Source organism: Flaviflexus sp. (assembly GCF_052087705.1).
Lineage (GTDB): Bacteria > Actinomycetota > Actinomycetes > Actinomycetales > Actinomycetaceae > Flaviflexus > Flaviflexus ciconiae.
In genome coordinates this window covers 92,728-109,529 of record NZ_JBQCYC010000001.1, presented here as the reverse complement: position 1 = coordinate 109,529, position 16,802 = coordinate 92,728, and the positions used below count along the sequence as shown (strand labels likewise).

The window sequence follows — 16,802 nt, the reverse complement described above, 5'->3', positions numbered from 1 at the left end:
ACCCCCGTCAGTTCTTGAGCAGGTTCGGCGCGTCAACGGACGCGGACCTGCGGGTTCGGAAGATGGACACAATGATGCCCAGGCCAATGACGACCTCGGCGGCGGCGACAACCATGACGAAGAACGCCACCGTCTGGCCCGTAATGTCCCCGTGCATGCGGGCGAACGTGACGAGCGCCAGATTGCACGAGTTCAGCATGAGCTCAACACCCATGAGGGCAATGATCGCGTTGCGCCGGGTGAGAACGGCTACCGCACCGATGGCAAACAGAATGAATGCCAGCACTGCGTAATTCATGAGGCTCACTTGTTCTCCTCCTTCGAAGACTCCGGCTTGACCTCTTCGGCCGCCTGCGTCTCCGCCGCGGTCGGGACCTCATCGGACTGTGAGTCCTCATCGAAGGCCGGGCCGGTTGCGGAGATCTCGGTCGACTGGGTCGGGGCAAGCGGGGCCTTGGCGCCCGGCATACCCGGCAGGCCAACCTGGCCGATCTTGCCGAACGTGGTCGGGCCGTCGAGGCCCGGACGCTCGTCGCTTGCGCGCGCAATGCGCTCGACCGTCCTGGGCGAGATCTCGCCAACGGTACGGGCCTGGCCGCGGATGCGGAGGATGCGGGAGACGGACTCCTCGACGGGCTTGCCGCCCGCGGTGAGGGCCGGGTTCGTCGACGAGTTCGACTCGGCGAACAGGCCCGCGTTGGGGGCCTGGCCGGGGTGCACGCCGGACTCGGCGTACGCCTTCATCTTTTCGTTCGCGACATCCAGCTGCGTCTTACGCGGCTTCAGCTTCTCGCGGTGCGTGAGAACCATGGCTCCCATCGCTGCCGTAATGAGCAGGGCGCCCGAAAGCTCCATGGCGATCACGTGGTTACCGAAGATGTCGGTGGCAACAGCAACGGGGTTGGACTCTGCGTTGACCTCTGCCATGCCAACCGGGGTCGGCAGGTCGGTTGCTGTAAAGACAGCACCCGCAAGCACGAGGACAATACCGATGCCGCCGAGGGCGGCAACCCAACGCTGGCCCTTGATCGACTCAACGATCGAGTCGGAGGAGTCAACGCCCACGAGCATGAGGACGAAGAGGAAGAGCATCATGATTGCGCCGGTGTAGACGATCACCTGGACAACACCGAGGAACGGTGCTTCGAGGGCCGTGTAAATGAAGGCGAGCATGACCATGACGAAGACGACGGAGATCGTTGCGTATACGGCCTTCTTGGCGAACAGCAGGCCGAGAGCCGCGATCACCATGAGAGGCGCCAGCACCCAGAAGAGAATGGTCTCTCCCGTGGTGACGGTCCCGGTGACCGGGTCAATCCCGGCGCTCAGGAACGGATTCACTTCGCTGCCTCCTCAACGGGACGCGCAGCCTTGAGAGTCGGGTCGTCGGGACGGCGCTCTGCCACCCAGTCGATCTGCTCCTTGGTCGGTCCCGTGACCTCGTTGCGGTAGTAGTCGTCATCGGTCGTGCCCTCCACCATCGGGTGGGGCGCAGCCAGCATGCCGTCGAGCATCGGGGCCAGGAGGTCCTGCTTCTCGAAAATGAGGGACTCGCGAGTAGGTCCCACGAGGGAGTCGAACTCGTTCGTCATCGTCAGTGCGCGCGTCGGGCAGGCCTGAATGCAGAGCCCGCACAGAATGCAGCGCAGGTAGTTGATCTGGTAGACCGCTCCGTAGCGCTCACCCGGTGCGTACTGCTCATCCGAAGTGTTCGCGCCAGCCTCAACGTAAATCGCGTCGGCCGGGCACGCCCATGCGCACAGTTCACATCCGATGCAGCGCTCCAGGCCGTCCGCGTAACGGTTCAGCTGGTGCCTGCCGTGGAAGCGCGGCTGGGTCGGGGTCCTCTTGAAGGGGTACTCCTCAGTTGCGGCCGGGCGGAACATCGACGAAAACGTGACGCCGAAGCCAGCGACCGGGGCGAAGAACCTGCCGATCGCTCCCTTCTTCTTCGGGCTGTACAGTGCCGGATCAACCGGGCGGCGATCCGAGGACTGGTTGTCACTCATCGGAATCTGCCTCCTTTGCGGTAGACGAATATGCGGGAGCTCGCTTCGCACGTGGCGAGGGCGGTAGGGATTGGCCGGGCAGCGGCGGGACCGGGTAACCACCGGAGAACGCATCGAACTCGTCCTTCGGGTCGATCACCGTGCCATCTCCCGGATCATCCCTGTCATCGCTCTTGCCCTCAACGAACCAGAGAACAGCGAAGATGACGAGGAAGATAGCGGCCAGGATGATGAGGATCATCTGCGTATCGATATCTGTGAAGGTGCCGAGTCCCTGGATGATCGCAACGGCGACCAGCCACCCGAGGGCAACGGGGATCAGGACCTTCCAACCGAGCTTCATGAACTGGTCGTAACGCATACGCAGTAGCGTGCCGCGGATCCAGATGAGGCAGAACATAAATACCCAGGTCTTGAGGAACATCCAGATCATGGGCCACCAGCCCTCGTTGAACATTCCGTCGTTGATGGCCGAGATCGGCCACGGTGCACGCCAGCCGCCCATGAACACAACAACGGCGATCGTCGAAACGTTCAGCATGTTGATGTACTCGGACAGGTAGAACCAACCAAACTTCATACCGGAGTACTCGGTCGTGTGACCGGCAACCAGCTCACCCTCAGCTTCGGGGAGGTCGAAGGGCAGACGGTTAACTTCGCCAACCATCGAAATGAAGTACGTGATGAATGCGGGGAGGCAGATGAACACGTTCCACAGGCTCGTCTGATCATCGACCATCGCCGATGTCGACATCGTGCCGGAAACGAGGAAGACCGACAGGAGCGACAGACCCATGGCGAGCTCGTACGAGATCACCTGGGCGGCGCTTCGGATCGAACCCAGCAGCGGATATGTGGAGTTAGCGGACCAGCCACCGAGCACCAGGCCGTAGACACCGAACGAGGCAACTGCCAGCACGTAAAGCAGTGCAACCGAGGAGTCGGCAAGCTGCAGTGGCGTCTCGATGCCGAACATGGAAACTTCGGGACCGAACGGCATAACCGCATAGATCGAGAACGCACAGAGAGCGGAGATCGCGGGGGCGACAAAGTAGATTGCCTTCTCTGCGCCCTTCAGCCAGAAGTCTTCCTTGAGCATCAGCTTGATCGCGTCCGCGAATGCCTGGCCGAAACCGAAGATACCGGTAACGTTCGGGCCCTTTCGCGTCTGCATCAAGCCGAGACCGCGGCGCTCCACCCAGAGGGCCAAAATCACGGAGAGGATCAGGTACAGGACGATGAAAACGGCTTTGATTAGCCAGATCCACCAGTTGTCCTGGGAGAAATCTGCGACCGGCTCAGCCATCGCCGCAGGAAATGTTGCGAGCATTAGTTAACCTCCGCCGTGAGAGACACGATGCCGCCCGGCTGGGCGCCCAGGTCCGCCACGTGGCAGGCCGGGGAGTTCTTCGGAAGCCACACGACCCGATCGGGCATGTGCGAAAGAACAACAGGAACAGTGATGGAGCCCTTCGGGCCGGTCACGGTCAGCTTCGAATCGCGATCAACACCGAGTGCCTCGGCCGTGGCCGGGGAAATACGGGCGATGGACCGGTGGGCGGTACCGGCAAGGTGCGGCTCGAAGTCCTGGAGGCGACCGTCGTCGATCATGAGGTGCCAGGTTGAGAGAACCGCTTCCCTGTCCCCCGGTGCCGGGACCGGGTCGGCCTGCACGCGAGGACGCTCGATGCGGGCACCATCCCAGTCGACGAGCTCGCGGTACTCCGCATGTACGGACTCGAGTGTGGGAAGTCCCAGATTGTGGCCGAGTTCCTCGGCGAGCTCCGCGAGGATCTGACGATCCGTAAGAGCTGTCGAGGTGAGGACCTGGCCGAAGGGACGTTCGCGACCCTCCCAGTTAATGAAGGTGCCGCCCTTCTCGACGGGCGGTGCCGCCGGGAAGACAACGTCGGCCTTGGCCGTGATGTTGGAACGACGAACCTCGATCGCAATGACGAATGGGGCATTGTCTAGTGCCTCGGGCGCTCCCGCGGGAAGGTCGGCCAGTTCCACACCGGCGGTGATCAGGGCAAGCTTGCCAGCACGGGCTTCGTCGAGGATTCCTGCGGTGCCAAGCCCCGGCTGATCGGAAACCGTGGCGTTCAGCGTGACGCCGAGGTCAACGCGTGCCTGGCTGTCCGAAGCGGGACGTCCACCGGGAAGGAGGAACGGAACAGCGCCGGCCTCGAGGGCAGCGCGGTCACCCGCACGCCTCGGAACCCAAGCGATCCGTGCATTCGTGCGCTCCGCGAGGTCAAGAATCGCGGTCAGCGTGCCCGGGGTTTCGGCAGCGCGCTCACCAACGAGGATGACGCCGCCGTTCAGGCGCTCAGCGAGTGCCGCGAGGTGCTCCTGAGGAGCGTTCGCTGCAACAGCGTTGAGGACCGAGGGCTCGGTTCCGGGGGCCGCCGTGACGAGAGTGCCCGACATCTTCAACGTGCCGCGGGTTGCGAACGGTGCCAGGACGGAGACCGACGTGGTCTTCGCAAGAACACCCTTCCGCAGGCGGAGGAAGATCGAACCGCATTCCTCTTCCGGCTCGAGGCCAACGAGGAAGACGTGCTTGGCATTCTCGATCTCGGTGTAGGTAACACCGAGGCCGGTTCCGACAACGGACGAACCGAGGAAAGCATCTTCTTCCTCGGAGGCGACGCGGGTGCGGAAGTCGATGTTGTTGTGACCGAGGACGGTGCGAGCAAACTTCGAGTACGCGTAGGAATCTTCGAGCGGGAGACGACCGCCGGTCAGGATGCCGGAGGCACCTACCTTCTCGAGGCCGCGTGCCGCAACATCCATGGCGTCCGCCCAGGACGTGGGAACGAGTTCACCGTTTTCGTCGCGGACGTGCGGGACCTTGAGGCGGTCCTCGCCATTCTGCCAGCGGAACGCGAAACGGTCCTTATCGGTAATCCACTCTTCGTTGACCTCCGGGTCGTTACCAGCAAGGCGACGGAGAACCGTGCCACGACGGAAGTCGACGCGGATATCGGAGCCCGATGCGTCATGCTCGGTGATCGAGGGGACGGACACGAGGTCGAAGGGGCGGGCACGGAACCGGTATGCGGCCGAGGTGAGAGCACCAACGGGGCAGATCTGGATCGTGTTGCCCGAGAAGTAGGAAGAGAAGGGGCGGCCCGACTCGTCGAGCTCGGCCTCTCCGACCGGTCCCGGTGCCATGCCGACAACGAGGCCAGCCTCGCCGTGCGGGCCGGCATTGGCCAGATCCTCAACGGACGAGGGGACGTCGTCACCGTCGACAAAGCCGAGAATCGAGGCGTCGAAGTTGCCGATCTGCGAACCGTGGAGGCCATGGACCTCGTAGGCGGGAGAGCCGCCGCCGCGTCCCTGAAGCTGAATGAACGGGTCACCGGCAATCTCAGACTGGAAGCGCGTGCAACGCTGGCACAGGATGCAGCGGTCGCGGTCCAGCAGGATCTGCGAGGAAACCTTAATCGGCTTCGGGAATGTCCTCTTCACGTCCGTGAAGCGGGAGGTTGCCCGACCATCGGACATGGCCTGGTTCTGGAGGGGGCATTCGCCGCCCTTGTCGCAGACGGGGCAGTCCAGCGGGTGGTTGATCAGGAGGAACTCCATGATGCCGTGCTGGGCCTTCTCCGCAACGTCGGACGACGCCTGCGTGTAGACCTCCATGCCGGGGCTGACAGCCTCTGCACAGGATGCGACGGGCTTCGGTCCCTTGGCGAGATTGCCGTCGCGGCCCGGGCGGGCTACCTCAACGAGGCACTGACGGCAGGCGCCGGCGGGCTTGAGCAACGGGTGGTCGCAGAACCGCGGGATGCGGATGCCGACCTGCTCCGCGGCACGAATAATCAGCGTGCCCTGCGGGACTGCAACATCCTGGCCGTCAACCTTGATATTGACAAGATCGGTTTCGGTCGTTGTCATGAGACACCTACTTCGGAGAAGAGTGCGGACTTTTCGTATGGGAAGAGCTCCCAGGCCGGAGTGGTCAGGCCCTGCTCAAATTCCTCACGGAACAAATTGATGCCGGACTGGATCGGGACGGCCGAAGCGTCGCCGAGCGCACAGAAGGAACGGCCAGCGATGTTGCCCGCGATTTCGTAGAGCATGTCAATGTCGGTGGGCAGGCCCTTGCCTGCCTCGAGGCGGTGCATCACTGCCCGCATCCAGAACGTGCCTTCGCGGCACGGGGTGCACTTACCGCATGACTCGTGCTGGTAGAAGTCGGTCCAGGCGCGGACGACGCGAACAACGGAGGTTGTTTCGTCAAAGATCTGCAGCGCACGGGTGGCGAGCATCGAACCTGCCTCCATGACCTCTTCGTAGCCGAGGGGAACGTCGAGGGCTTCGGGGCCGAGGATTGCCGTGGAGGAACCGCCGGGGGTCCAGAACTTCAGTTCGTGGCCTTCGCGGATGCCGCCTGCCATGTCCAGAAGCTCGCGCAACGTAATGCCAAACGGAGCCTCGTACTGACCGGGATTCTTGACGTGACCAGAAAGGGAGAACAGGCCGTGGCCCTTCGACTTCTCCGTTCCCATCTTCGCAAACCAGTCGGCGCCGTTCTTGATGATGCCGGGCACGGATGAAATGGTCTCAACATTGTTAACGACCGTGGGGCGGGCCAGGTAGCCCTTTGCCGCCGGGAACGGGGGCTTGAGGCGGGGCTGGCCACGGCGTCCCTCAAGGGAGTCGAGAAGAGCCGTTTCCTCACCGCAAATGTAGGCGCCAGCGCCAGCATGCACGGTGATGTCAATGTCGTAGTCACCGTTCGGGCCCAGGCCCTTACCGATGAGTCCAGCCTCGTAGGCTTCGCGGACCGCTGCCATGAGGCGGCGGTACACGTGGACGGTTTCACCGCGCAGGTAGACGAAGCCATGGTGGCCGCCGATTGCGCGCAGGCAGATTGCCATGCCCTCAATGAGGGCATGCGGGTTGGCGAGCAGGGCCGGGATGTCCTTACAGGTTCCCGGCTCCGACTCGTCAGCGTTGACCACGAGGTAGCGGGGGCCGCCGTCGGCGGGCGGCAGGAAGGACCACTTGAGGCCCGTCGGGAAGCCGGCACCGCCGCGTCCGCGCAGACCGGAGGCCTTGACGACCTCGGTTAGCTCGCCATCGCCGTAGTGCCAGGCCTTGCTGAGGCCCTCGTAGCCGCCATGCTGCTTGTACGTCTCGAGCTTCCACGACTGCGGTACATCCCAGATATTTGAGATAACCGGGGCGAGAAGCGAAGGATTAGTAAACTCGGTCACCGTGATTCCTCCCCTACGGCCTGGGGAGCGGTCCAGCCCTTTTCGCGGGCGTAGCGGAGCCCAACGAGGGACTCGGGACCGGCACCAGGACCTTCATCGACGAGGCCGTCCTCGAACCCTGCAAGGGTGCGGGACACCTCCTTGAACGTGTGGACCTTGTTGGGTCCGCGGGTGGGCTTGATGTCCTCACCGGCGGTAATCTTGTCGACCAGTTCAACCGCGCTTGAGGGCGTCTGGTTGTCGAAAAACTCCCAGTTCACCATGATGACGGGCGCGAAGTCGCAGGCGGCGTTGCACTCGAGCTGTTCAAGCGTGATCTTGCCGTCCGCGGTGGTCTGGTCGTGGCCGATACCGAGATGCTCGGACAGCTTGTCCCAGATGATGTCACCACCCATGACCGCGCACAGCGCGTTCGTGCAGACACCGACGTTGTATTCGCCGTTGGGACGACGACGGTACTGGGAGTAGAAGGTTGCTACGGCAGATACCTCGGCCCGAGTGAGCGACAGGACGTCCGCACACAGGGCAATGCCCCGGGGCGACACGTAGCCGTCAACGGACTGAATGAGGTGCAGCATCGGCAGCAGGGCCGACCTGTCATCCGGGTACCTGGCGATGATTTCAGCCATGTCATTGCGAAGTCGGGTCTCGACATCCGCATCAAAACGATCGGACATTAGCGATCAACTCCTCCCATCACCGGGTCGATAGAGGCCAGGGCAATGATGACGTCGGAGAGCATGCCGCCCTCGCACATCATTCCTAGCGTTTGCAGGTTCGAATATCCGGGATCACGGAAGTGAGCACGGTACGGGCGGGTGCCGCCGGCCGAGACGAGGTGAACGCCGAGCGTTCCCTTTGCGTGCTCGACCAGCTGGTATGCCTGGCCTGCGGGTACCGAGAAGCCCTCGGTGACGAGCTTGAAGTGGTGAATGAGCGACTCCATCGAGTCGTTCATGATTTCCTTGATGTGCTCGAAAGACTGGCCCTGGCCGTCCGTTCCAATTGTCATCTTGGACGGCCACGCAATCTTCGGATCCTCAATCATCACCGGCTCGCCCTCGGACTCCTCGAGAGCGTCAAGGACCTGGTAGACGATGTGGAACGACTCGAAGATCTCCTCGAAACGGAGAACCGCGCGGTTGTAGGCGTCGGACTTGTCCTTGACCGGGACGTTGAACTCGTAGTTCTCATAGCCGCAGTACGGCTGCGTCTTGCGCAGGTCGAAGGGCAGTCCGGCCGCCCGCAGGTTTGGTCCCGTCATGCCAAGAGCCAGCATGCCGGCCAGCGGCAGCGTGGAAATGTCGACGTGACGCGCCTTGAAGATGGGGTTCTCCTTGACGACATCCATCATCTCTTCCGTCGTCGCCTTGACGTTCGGGAGGAGTTCGCGGATGTACTCGATCGTGCCTTCGGGCAGATCGTCGGGGAGGCCGCCGGGGCGGACGTACGAGTGGTTCATGCGCAGGCCGGTGATCCGCTCGAAGATGCGGAGGATGTCCTCGCGTCCGCGGAAGCCCAGCGTCATCATCGTTGTCGCGCCAAGCTCGTTGTTGGAGGAGGCGATGGCGACAAGGTGGGAGGCGATCCTGTTGAGCTCCATGAGGAGGACGCGGATCTGGCTGGCACGGCGCGGAATCTGATCGGTGATGCCGAGCAGCTTCTCAATGGCGAGCGCGTAGCCAACCTCCTGGAAGAACGGAGCAACGTAGTCCATGCGGGTGCAGAACGCGACGCCCTGCACCCAGTTGCGGTATTCCATGTTCTTCTCAATACCGGTGTGGAGGTAGCCGGTCGACGAGCGGAGCTCGCGAACGTACTCGCCATCGAGTTCGAGAAGGAGGCGGAAGACGCCGTGGGTGGAGGGGTGTACGGGGCCCATGTTGACGACGATGCGCTCTTCGCCCAGGCGCTCAGCCTCGGCGGAAAGATCGGACCAGTCGCCGCCCTGCGCGTGATGCTGGGGCGCCGAGTTCAGGTCCTCGTCGGTTGCTCCGGCAGTTGCGTAGTACCGGGAATCTGTAGAAGTCATCAGTTGTAGCTCCTCCGAGTATCCGGCGGCGGGACGACCGCGCCCTTGTATTCGACGGGGATGCCGCCGAGCGGGTAATCCTTACGCTGCGGGTGACCGACCCAGTCATCGGGCATCGCGGGACGGGTAAGGCCCGGGTGATCGTCGAAGACGATTCCCATGAGGTCCCAAGCTTCGCGCTCGTGCCAGTCATTACCCGGGTAAACACCGACGAGGGTCGGCATGTGCGGGTCCTCATCCGAACAGACGACCTCAATGGCCAGCTGGCGGTTGTGCGTAATGGAGAACAGTGCCGTGTAGGCGTGCAGCTCGCGCCCCGTGTCGTTCGGGTAGTGCACGGCAGACGTGCCGAGGCACAGTTCGAAGCGCAGGTCCTGATCGTCGCGGAGCATCTTCGCCACCATGGGGGCGTGCTCCTTCACGATGAAGAGGATGAGCTGACCGCGGTCGACGACGACCTTCTCGATGACGTCCTCACCCGCGAGGCCTTCGGCGGCAATGAGCTCAAGAAGAATATCGACGACTTCGTCGAACCAGGAGCCGTAGGGTCGGACGGCGGCCGGGGAGATCGTGACGGTCTGTTCGAGCGTCCCGAATCCGGAGGTATCACCGGTTCCTTCGACTCCCCACTGCCCGTGCGTCGTACGTACGACGTCCAGGCTGGGGCGTCCGCCCCGTGCAATTTCGTTATCGGTCACGCGAGCAGTCCCTTCATTTCGTGCGTCGGCGTGGCAGCCAGCGCGGCCTGTTCGGCGCGACGGGCAATGGCCTTACGGTGTCCAAAGAACTTCTCGTCCTTAATGAGCTTACGCAACTCGAGGACGGAGTTAATGAGCATCTCGGGGCGCGGCGGGCATCCCGGGAGGTAAATGTCGACCGGAACGATGTGGTCAACGCCCTGGACGATCGCGTAGTTGTTGAACATGCCGCCCGAGGAGGCGCAAACACCCATGGAAATTACCCACTTGGGGTCCGCCATCTGGTCGTAAATGTTACGGACGACCGGTGCCATGCGGTGGCTGACTCGGCCGGACACAATCATGAGGTCTGCGTGTCGAGGCGAGGCGCGGAACACCTCGAGGCCGAAGCGAGCCATGTCGAAGCGGGGAGTACCCGCCGCCATCATCTCAATGGCGCAACAGGCGAGACCCATCGTGACAGGCCACTGGGAGTTGGAACGTCCCCATCCGGCAATGCCCTCGATGGTGGTGAGCATAATGCCCGCGGATGCATCATCTTCATGCGAATGTGCCATGATTTATCTCCTCAGTCCCACTCCAGGCCACCGCGGCGCCACTCGTAGACGAAGGGCACGGTGATCAGGAAAATGAATGTCAGAACTGCAATGAGCCCGAAAGCTCCGAGTTTCTCGAACGAGACCGCCCAGGGGTAGAGGAACACCACTTCGATGTCGAAGATGATGAACGTCATCGCGGTCAGGTAGTACTTGATGGGGAAACGTCCGGCGGTGCCGGCGTTCGGGGTTGCTTCGACTCCGCACTCGTAGTTTGAGAGTTTGACGCGGTTATAGCGTTTCGGGCCGAGCAGGCCAGTTCCGACGAGGCCACCGACGGCCACGACGAGCGCCACCACAATCATTAGGAGTATTGGGGTATAGGGGTTCATTTCGCCTCCATTGAGCAAGCAACCCGCGAAGCCCTGAGGCCCGCTTGATTCACACTTCCAGGGTAGTCGGTATTTTTCACGCTTGTGGCGCTGCCGCAGGTCAACAGCATCATGCGGACGGCACCACCTTCGTGAGAGTCGTGATGAGCTTGTCCATCCAGTCCCCATCGCGGCGGTCATAACCGTCCGAGAGGAGCTTCATGACGAGCCTCATGAGGGTCGGCCTCGGCAGTCCGTAGTGGACGCAGAGGTGCATGATCTCCGGGCGCTCGATCAGGGTAGCGAAGATACGTCCGAGCGAGTAGTAGCCGCCGAGCTCCTCCCGGAGCTCCGCGCTGTACTGGTGGAGCACGCGGTCCTGCTGGCCGAGCGAGCGGCGCGACAGCGCCTGTGTAATAAAGTCCGCTGCGAGGCGGCCGGACTGCATCGCGTATGCAATGCCTTCGCCGTTAAACGGGGAAACCATGCCGCCAGCATCGCCAACGAGCAGAAGGCCCGATTCGTAATGCGGCTTGCGGTTAAACGCCATCGGAAGCGCCGCTCCCCTGACCTGGCCAACCTGGTTCTCCTTCGTGAAGCCCCATTCCTCAGGAACGTTCTGCATCCACGTGTCGAACAGCTTGCGGTAGTCAATGCCGGTGGGCTTGGCCGTCGAGGACAGCGAACCGAGGCCCACGTTGACGAGACCGTCGCCCAGCGGGAACACCCAGCCGTAGCCGGGCATGAGGTTCGACTTACCGGGCTCCCCATCCCACAGCTCGAGGTGGGATTCCATGATTGGCTCATCGGCGCGCGGCGACTTGAAGTACGTCCGCGTTGCCACGCCCATGGGCCTGTTAAAGATCTTTTCGCGACCCATCGAGGTTGCAAGCCGTGCGGAAACACCGCCAGCATCCACGACGATCGGGGCAAGAAAACGCTGCGGCGGGGCCTTGCGGTCAGCCCCCTTGGGGCGCGCCTCAACGCCGATAATCCGGCCGGAACGCTCATGAGTAATTGGCCCCGTGACGGTCATGCCCTCGCGCAGGTCCGCACCCGACTCGACCGCCTTCTTGGCGAGGTCGTGGTCGAGGTCGCCACGCGCTCGTGCCATGCCGTAGGAGGGCATGGAGTTCAGCTCGGGCCACGGAACTTCAATTCGGTGGCCGCCGCCGTGGGCAACGAGAGAGTAGTTGCGGATCCAGCCGTCGGTGTTGATTCCCATGCGGATGATTTCCGCGACTGCACGCGGGGTAAGCCCGTCGCCGCAGATCTTGTCTCTCGGGAACGTGCCTTTCTCCAGAAGCAGTACACGCAGGCCCGTCTGTGCCAAATAGTGAGCGGTAGCTGAGCCGCCTGGTCCGGCGCCTACAACGATGACGTCTGCATCACCGCTGAGCCTGTCTATAGCCACGCTTTTCCTTTCACTATCCGCGTCATCCTATCAGCGGATTTATCCCATTTATCCATTAGTAAATGTGGTTATTTACCAAAGGCAAACGTTGTTAAATTCGTTTGGTGACTGCGGCCACTCATTCGGGCTTCGTAGCCCTGTGCAGGGCAACGATTCCTCCGGAGAGGTTTCGGTATTCAACATTTCGCCAACCGGCCTCCTGGACGCGCTTCGCAAACGCCTCCTGGCTCGGCCAGTCGAGAATCGATTCCGCGAGGTAGTCGTAGGCCTCAGAATCCGAGGACACAAGCGTAGAAAGCGTCGGCAGGGCCGTGCCGAGGTAGAAGTTATAGAGCGCTCGGAACGGTTTCCACGTGGGCGTCGAGAACTCGTTGACAACCAGGGTGCCACCGGGGCGAACAATGCGAAGCATCTCCCGCAGGGCCAGATCCGGGTCATTGACGTTACGCAGGCCGTACGAGATGGTCACCGCATCAAACGTGCCGTCCGCAAAGGGCAGGGCTGTCGCATCGCCGGCAATGAAGTCCATGTCGGGCTGGCGCTGCTTACCGACGGTGACCATGCCGATCGAGAAGTCGAGCGCAACGGTCTCCGCCCCAGCATTCTTGTACACCTCGGTGGACGTGCCGGTTCCGGCCGCAATATCAAGGATCTTCATACCGGGGGTAATCCGCAGGGCCTCGCGGACAGCCGCCCGCCATACGTACACCTGCCCCATGGACAGAACGGTATTGGTGATGTCGTAACGCTTGGCGACATCATCGAACATACCCGCCACATCGCGCGGGTCTTTCTTCAGGGTGGCTCGACTCATATCTCCATTATGGACCCATACCAAGTATGCTTTTTGCTTGTGTCCGACCTAACCCGACTTTTCGCATTCACGCGGCAGGCCGCTTCCCGGCCGAGCCCCGGGGATATCCCGCATCCCCGAAAGAACCTCATGTGGGTCACAGCCACGGGCGGCATGGTCGGATGGGGAGAGGCCGCGGTCGGTACATTTGAAGGGCCCGACCGCTTTACTGCGGCTCAGCGCTGGTTCGATGACATCATTGCCGCCGCCATCATCGACGATCCAGTGGCCCGCCCTGGCACCGGCCTCACGGCGTTTGGAACCTTTTCTTTCTCGGACACCTCCGCCGACATTTCGACCGTGACAATCCCACAGAGGATTCTTGGCTGGGACAGCGACGGTGCCTGGGAAACAGTAATTTCGACGGATCAAAACGCCACTATCACAGCCGAGCCCATTGAGCCAATCGGTGATTTCGGGCACGTCGACTGGTCGGCGGGGCACCTGGATGAGGAAGGTTTCAACTCGGCGGTCGCGGAAACCGTTGAACTTCTGGCCCGTGGAGAAGCAAAAAAGGTCGTGCTGGCCCGCGACATCGACATCGTTTCCGAATTCCCCATGGACGAGAGACTCCTCGTCGCCAAGCTGACCCGGGCCTTCCCCTCCACATGGACCTACCTGGTTTCGGGAATGATCGGAGCAACGCCCGAAATGTTGGCCTCCGTTCGCGACGGCCACCTCACCACCCGCGTCCTCGCAGGATCCTGGCCCACCACCCAGGGGCAAGAAGCGGCAGAATATGCGCTCCGCTCTTCCGCGAAGGACATTGCCGAGCACCGTTACGCTTCCGACTCGGTCCTCCACGCACTCGACATTCAGGCCTCCGGCCCGGTCCGTGCCAACGGCCCCACCATCCTGCATCTGCCCAACGTCGTTCACCTCGCAACAGATTTCGAAGCTGACTTAGCAGCGGGTTGGACGGGGCTGACCGCAGCCGGTGCCATGCATCCCACCGCGGCAGTCGGTGGCACCCCCACCGATACGGCCCTCGAGGTCATCGACCGGATCGAGGCCCTCGACCGGGGCCGCTACGCGGCACCCGTGGGCTGGATGGATTCGTCCGGTAACAGCGACTGGGCGCTCGCCCTGCGATGTGCACAGCTGGACCGGAACGATCCCCACCGCGCCCGTGCCTTCGCCGGTGGTGGCATCATGGAACGCTCCGTCCCCCAGCAGGAACTCGCCGAAACCGAAGCGAAGTTCTCCGCGATCCTCAAAGCCTTCGAATAGCGGGAGTTTCACGGTGCTCGGCAGAGTCCACGCAACCGGGGCGGCCGGTCGGTTCAATCGGAAACCTTTCCTCGCTATTATTTCTTTGACCCCTCCGGTGGGCACCGATGCTCGCTGAACCCGGTAAGGCACCCGCCAGGCTCGTGCTTATCCGGCCCGACAGACGTTAGGACAATGATGATGACCGAGAAGCCCGCGCGTTCCGCCCGCCAGTCCGAGGCCGCCGCCCGCAATGCCAAGATTCGGCAAGAGAAGCGGAAGAAGCAGGAGCAGCGTCGCAAACTCACAATCGGCATTGGCACCATCATCGCCATCGCTGCCCTCGTCGCCTTCTTCGTGTTCGTTTTCTGACGCCCACCTCCCGTCCCCGTAGTCCGGTAGGGAAATCAGCCCGCGTTCCGACACTCATGTCGGAACGCAGGAAGCCCCGCGCCTAGATCTGAATGATCATGCGCGGGACTTCCCTTTTGGCTATGACGTCTTCCCGGTAGGTATCGGGGTGGTCTCTTCTGTTGAAGCAATGGGCCCGGTCTGTTGAAGCAATGGGCGCGGGCCTAGCCGGTTTGCTATCACTTGCTAGCTAGCGGGTTTCGCTACTCCCGCGGGCGGGTTTGCTACTCCCCCTTCCGGGTTTGCTCCTCCCCCGTCCGGCTATTCCCTCATACCCAGAACGAGGTCGATCGTGTCCGTGCTTCCATCGCGGTACACCTCGAGGGCGATGGTCTCGCCGGGGGCGTACTGGCGGACGTAGCCGGTCAGGGCGGTGTTGGAGGCGAGCTGGTCGCCGTTGATCGACAGAATCGCGTCGCCTGATGACAGTCCATACTGCTCTGCGGGAGATCCTGGCGAGACCTCAACGATTCGGGCACCCACGCGGGTTCCGGTCTCGGTGGCAACTGCCTCGGACACCGTGGTCACACCAATGAAGGCGTGATCGACCGTGCCATCATCCATGAGGTCATCAACAACCCGGGTTACCAGGTCGACGGGGATGGCGAAGCCAAGGCCAATCGACCCGGCACTGCCGCCGTCACTCGAGGTGAGGGAAGCAATCGAAGAGTTGATGCCGATCACCTCACCGGAGGCGTTGAACAGCGGGCCACCGGAGTTGCCGGGGTTGATCGCAGCATCGATCTGGATTGCGTTGGTAACAACCTGCTCGGACGTATCGTCCTCGCGGGTAACAACGGGTCGATCGAGTGCGGAAATGATGCCGGTGGTGACCGTCGAAGAAAGACCCAGCGGGTTACCGATAGCAACAACGGGTTCGCCCACGATCAGATCCTCGGAGGATCCAAGCGTTGCGGGAGTGATGTCATCGGGAACCGTCTCTAGCTGGAGCACGGCAAGATCCGTTGAGGCATCGGATCCAATAACCTCAGCCGGAATGATCTGACCGTTGGAGAGGGTCACCTGGATCTGCCTAGCTCCGGCAATGACGTGATGATTCGTCACGATGTGGCCGTCGGCGTCGATAATGACACCGGACCCGGTCGATCCTGAGGTGGACGTCATGACGTCAATGGCCACGACCGAGGGCTGCACTTCTTGCGCAACCTGGGACCAGTTCACGCCATTGTCCGACGCTACGGTCCGGATCTCTGTCGTCGGTTCAGACGTCGCGCTCGTTGATTCGTGCGGCTCGGACAGTCCATAGAAAAGTCCGGCGCCACCCGCACCGCCAATGAGGCCGGCGACAAGCGCAAGGGCGGCGGTTCCCGCCACTCCCCTCTTTGCCTTCCGCTTCGGTGGTTCATTCCAGGAACCCTGACCGTAGGACGGGCCGTAGCCGTTTCCGGTGGGACCGTTCGGACCCAATGGGCCAGCCGGAGCGGGACCCGACATCCCGACATACCGAGCGTTCGTGCCGCGCGGTGCCCCGTAGTGCGCTCCCTGGGGTTGACCAGCACCCGGCGCGGATCCAGCGTGGGGCGTCGAGTTGCTCATCGGCGCCAGTCCAGCGTGTGCCTGACCGGTCTGCGGGACGGAACCCGCCCTGTCACCGCCGAGGCGCGAAGCAGGAGCTGACATCGGTAGCGCACCACCCTGGGTGGACGGGCCAACCGGGCGATGCCCCTGGCCCTGCACCCCCTGAGCTGAATCAGCTTGAAAACCGTGGGCCGATGCCGAGTTGTTTGCCGACCGTGCGGTATATCCGCCGGATCGTTCGCCGGGCTGCCAGGACGTGCGTTGCTGGGGATCCGCGCCGGTTGCCGGAACCAAGGGCGTTGCCCGGTCGGCATGATCCGGCTTCGGGGCGAAGCGCCGAGTGTCATCATCGGTATGCGGCGCGTCCGACGGGGCCTGTGGTTTGTCGGGGCTTGCTTCGCTCCGCGGCTGCTGCCCGCCCGATCCCTCGCCGAGCCATCCGCTCGTATTCCACCGCCCGTTATCGTTCTCGCTCACAGTTCCGATTCCCTTCTGTTGG

At 62.5% G+C, this 16,802-nt stretch carries 16 protein-coding genes; 2 read left to right on the top strand and 14 right to left on the bottom strand.

The window, feature by feature from the left end:
* Positions 1-7: 7 nt before the first annotated feature.
* The 13 genes from nuoK to ACTHUY_RS00470 form a co-directional block, all read right to left on the bottom strand.
* Complete coding sequence (nuoK, locus tag ACTHUY_RS00530; protein WP_206501904.1) at positions 8-298, bottom strand: NADH-quinone oxidoreductase subunit NuoK; 291 nt, start codon at positions 296-298, stop codon at positions 8-10.
* Between the two features lie 5 nt (positions 299-303).
* Entirely contained in the window at positions 304-1,341 is a 1,038-nt protein-coding gene (locus ACTHUY_RS00525) for an NADH-quinone oxidoreductase subunit J (protein ID WP_441674808.1), read from the bottom strand.
* On the bottom strand, positions 1,338-2,009 hold the full coding sequence (gene nuoI, locus ACTHUY_RS00520) for an NADH-quinone oxidoreductase subunit NuoI (RefSeq protein WP_441654265.1): 672 nt from the start codon (positions 2,007-2,009) through the stop codon (positions 1,338-1,340). The genes ACTHUY_RS00525 and nuoI overlap by 4 nt, the downstream gene beginning before the upstream one ends.
* On the bottom strand, positions 2,002-3,339 hold the full coding sequence (nuoH, locus tag ACTHUY_RS00515) for an NADH-quinone oxidoreductase subunit NuoH (RefSeq protein WP_441674807.1): 1,338 nt from the start codon (positions 3,337-3,339) through the stop codon (positions 2,002-2,004). The genes nuoI and nuoH overlap by 8 nt, the downstream gene beginning before the upstream one ends.
* Positions 3,339-5,915 carry an NADH-quinone oxidoreductase subunit G gene (locus ACTHUY_RS00510; RefSeq protein WP_441674806.1) on the bottom strand — a complete coding sequence of 859 codons (2,577 nt, stop codon included), beginning with the start codon at positions 5,913-5,915 and terminating at the stop codon, positions 3,339-3,341. Before ACTHUY_RS00510 ends, nuoH begins: the two co-directional genes overlap by 1 nt.
* On the bottom strand, positions 5,912-7,246 hold the full coding sequence (gene nuoF, locus ACTHUY_RS00505; protein WP_126703960.1) for an NADH-quinone oxidoreductase subunit NuoF: 1,335 nt from the start codon (positions 7,244-7,246) through the stop codon (positions 5,912-5,914). Before nuoF ends, ACTHUY_RS00510 begins: the two co-directional genes overlap by 4 nt.
* Positions 7,237-7,917 carry an NADH-quinone oxidoreductase subunit NuoE gene (nuoE, locus tag ACTHUY_RS00500; protein WP_441674805.1) on the bottom strand — a complete coding sequence of 227 codons (681 nt, stop codon included), beginning with the start codon at positions 7,915-7,917 and terminating at the stop codon, positions 7,237-7,239. Before nuoE ends, nuoF begins: the two co-directional genes overlap by 10 nt.
* A complete protein-coding gene (locus tag ACTHUY_RS00495; RefSeq protein ID WP_441654261.1) occupies positions 7,917-9,272 on the bottom strand; it encodes an NADH-quinone oxidoreductase subunit D in 1,356 nt (451 codons plus the stop codon). Before ACTHUY_RS00495 ends, nuoE begins: the two co-directional genes overlap by 1 nt.
* The gene (locus tag ACTHUY_RS00490; RefSeq protein ID WP_126703963.1) at positions 9,272-9,970 is read right to left on the bottom strand and encodes an NADH-quinone oxidoreductase subunit C; all 699 of its coding nucleotides are present in this window, start codon (positions 9,968-9,970) and stop codon (positions 9,272-9,274) included. The genes ACTHUY_RS00495 and ACTHUY_RS00490 overlap by 1 nt, the downstream gene beginning before the upstream one ends.
* Positions 9,967-10,527: an NADH-quinone oxidoreductase subunit B gene (locus ACTHUY_RS00485; protein ID WP_126703964.1), complete on the bottom strand. Its 561-nt coding sequence runs from the start codon at positions 10,525-10,527 to the stop codon at positions 9,967-9,969. The genes ACTHUY_RS00490 and ACTHUY_RS00485 overlap by 4 nt, the downstream gene beginning before the upstream one ends.
* An 11-nt stretch (positions 10,528-10,538) precedes the next feature.
* The gene (locus ACTHUY_RS00480; RefSeq protein WP_126703965.1) at positions 10,539-10,898 is read right to left on the bottom strand and encodes an NADH-quinone oxidoreductase subunit A; all 360 of its coding nucleotides are present in this window, start codon (positions 10,896-10,898) and stop codon (positions 10,539-10,541) included.
* A 109-nt stretch (positions 10,899-11,007) separates the two neighbouring features.
* A complete protein-coding gene (locus ACTHUY_RS00475; RefSeq protein WP_441654260.1) occupies positions 11,008-12,291 on the bottom strand; it encodes a geranylgeranyl reductase family protein in 1,284 nt (427 codons plus the stop codon).
* Between the two features lie 118 nt (positions 12,292-12,409).
* Positions 12,410-13,105, bottom strand: a complete 696-nt coding sequence (locus ACTHUY_RS00470; protein ID WP_441654259.1) for a demethylmenaquinone methyltransferase — start codon at positions 13,103-13,105, stop codon at positions 12,410-12,412.
* A 39-nt stretch (positions 13,106-13,144) separates the two neighbouring features.
* Here ACTHUY_RS00470 and ACTHUY_RS00465 point away from each other — a divergent pair, with 39 nt between their 5' ends.
* Together ACTHUY_RS00465 and ACTHUY_RS00460 are read left to right on the top strand one after the other, a co-directional pair.
* Positions 13,145-14,374, top strand: a complete 1,230-nt coding sequence (locus ACTHUY_RS00465; RefSeq protein WP_441674804.1) for an isochorismate synthase — start codon at positions 13,145-13,147, stop codon at positions 14,372-14,374.
* Positions 14,375-14,548: 174 nt separating this feature from the next.
* A complete protein-coding gene (locus ACTHUY_RS00460) occupies positions 14,549-14,725 on the top strand; it encodes a hypothetical protein (protein WP_441654257.1) in 177 nt (58 codons plus the stop codon).
* A 300-nt stretch (positions 14,726-15,025) separates the two neighbouring features.
* On the opposite strand, the gene ACTHUY_RS00455 is transcribed toward ACTHUY_RS00460, so the two are convergent.
* The gene (locus ACTHUY_RS00455) at positions 15,026-16,780 is read right to left on the bottom strand and encodes a trypsin-like peptidase domain-containing protein (RefSeq protein ID WP_441674803.1); all 1,755 of its coding nucleotides are present in this window, start codon (positions 16,778-16,780) and stop codon (positions 15,026-15,028) included.
* Between the last annotated feature and the right edge of the window lie 22 nt (positions 16,781-16,802).

What these genes read in the sequence shown, in the direction of transcription:
- ACTHUY_RS00470 (WP_441654259.1), bottom strand. Translation starts at nt 13,105, where the DNA reads ATGAGTCGAGCCACCCTGAAGAAAGACCCGCGCGATGTGGCGGGTATG.
- nuoI (WP_441654265.1), bottom strand. Translation starts at nt 2,009, where the DNA reads ATGAGTGACAACCAGTCCTCGGATCGCCGCCCGGTTGATCCGGCACTG.
- ACTHUY_RS00485 (WP_126703964.1), bottom strand. Translation starts at nt 10,527, where the DNA reads ATGGCACATTCGCATGAAGATGATGCATCCGCGGGCATTATGCTCACC.
- ACTHUY_RS00510 (WP_441674806.1), bottom strand. Translation starts at nt 5,915, where the DNA reads ATGACAACGACCGAAACCGATCTTGTCAATATCAAGGTTGACGGCCAG.
- ACTHUY_RS00460 (WP_441654257.1), top strand. Translation starts at nt 14,549, where the DNA reads ATGATGATGACCGAGAAGCCCGCGCGTTCCGCCCGCCAGTCCGAGGCC.
- nuoH (WP_441674807.1), bottom strand. Translation starts at nt 3,339, where the DNA reads ATGCTCGCAACATTTCCTGCGGCGATGGCTGAGCCGGTCGCAGATTTC.
- ACTHUY_RS00480 (WP_126703965.1), bottom strand. Translation starts at nt 10,898, where the DNA reads ATGAACCCCTATACCCCAATACTCCTAATGATTGTGGTGGCGCTCGTC.
- nuoE (WP_441674805.1), bottom strand. Translation starts at nt 7,917, where the DNA reads ATGTCCGATCGTTTTGATGCGGATGTCGAGACCCGACTTCGCAATGAC.
- nuoK (WP_206501904.1), bottom strand. Translation starts at nt 298, where the DNA reads ATGAATTACGCAGTGCTGGCATTCATTCTGTTTGCCATCGGTGCGGTA.
- ACTHUY_RS00495 (WP_441654261.1), bottom strand. Translation starts at nt 9,272, where the DNA reads ATGACTTCTACAGATTCCCGGTACTACGCAACTGCCGGAGCAACCGAC.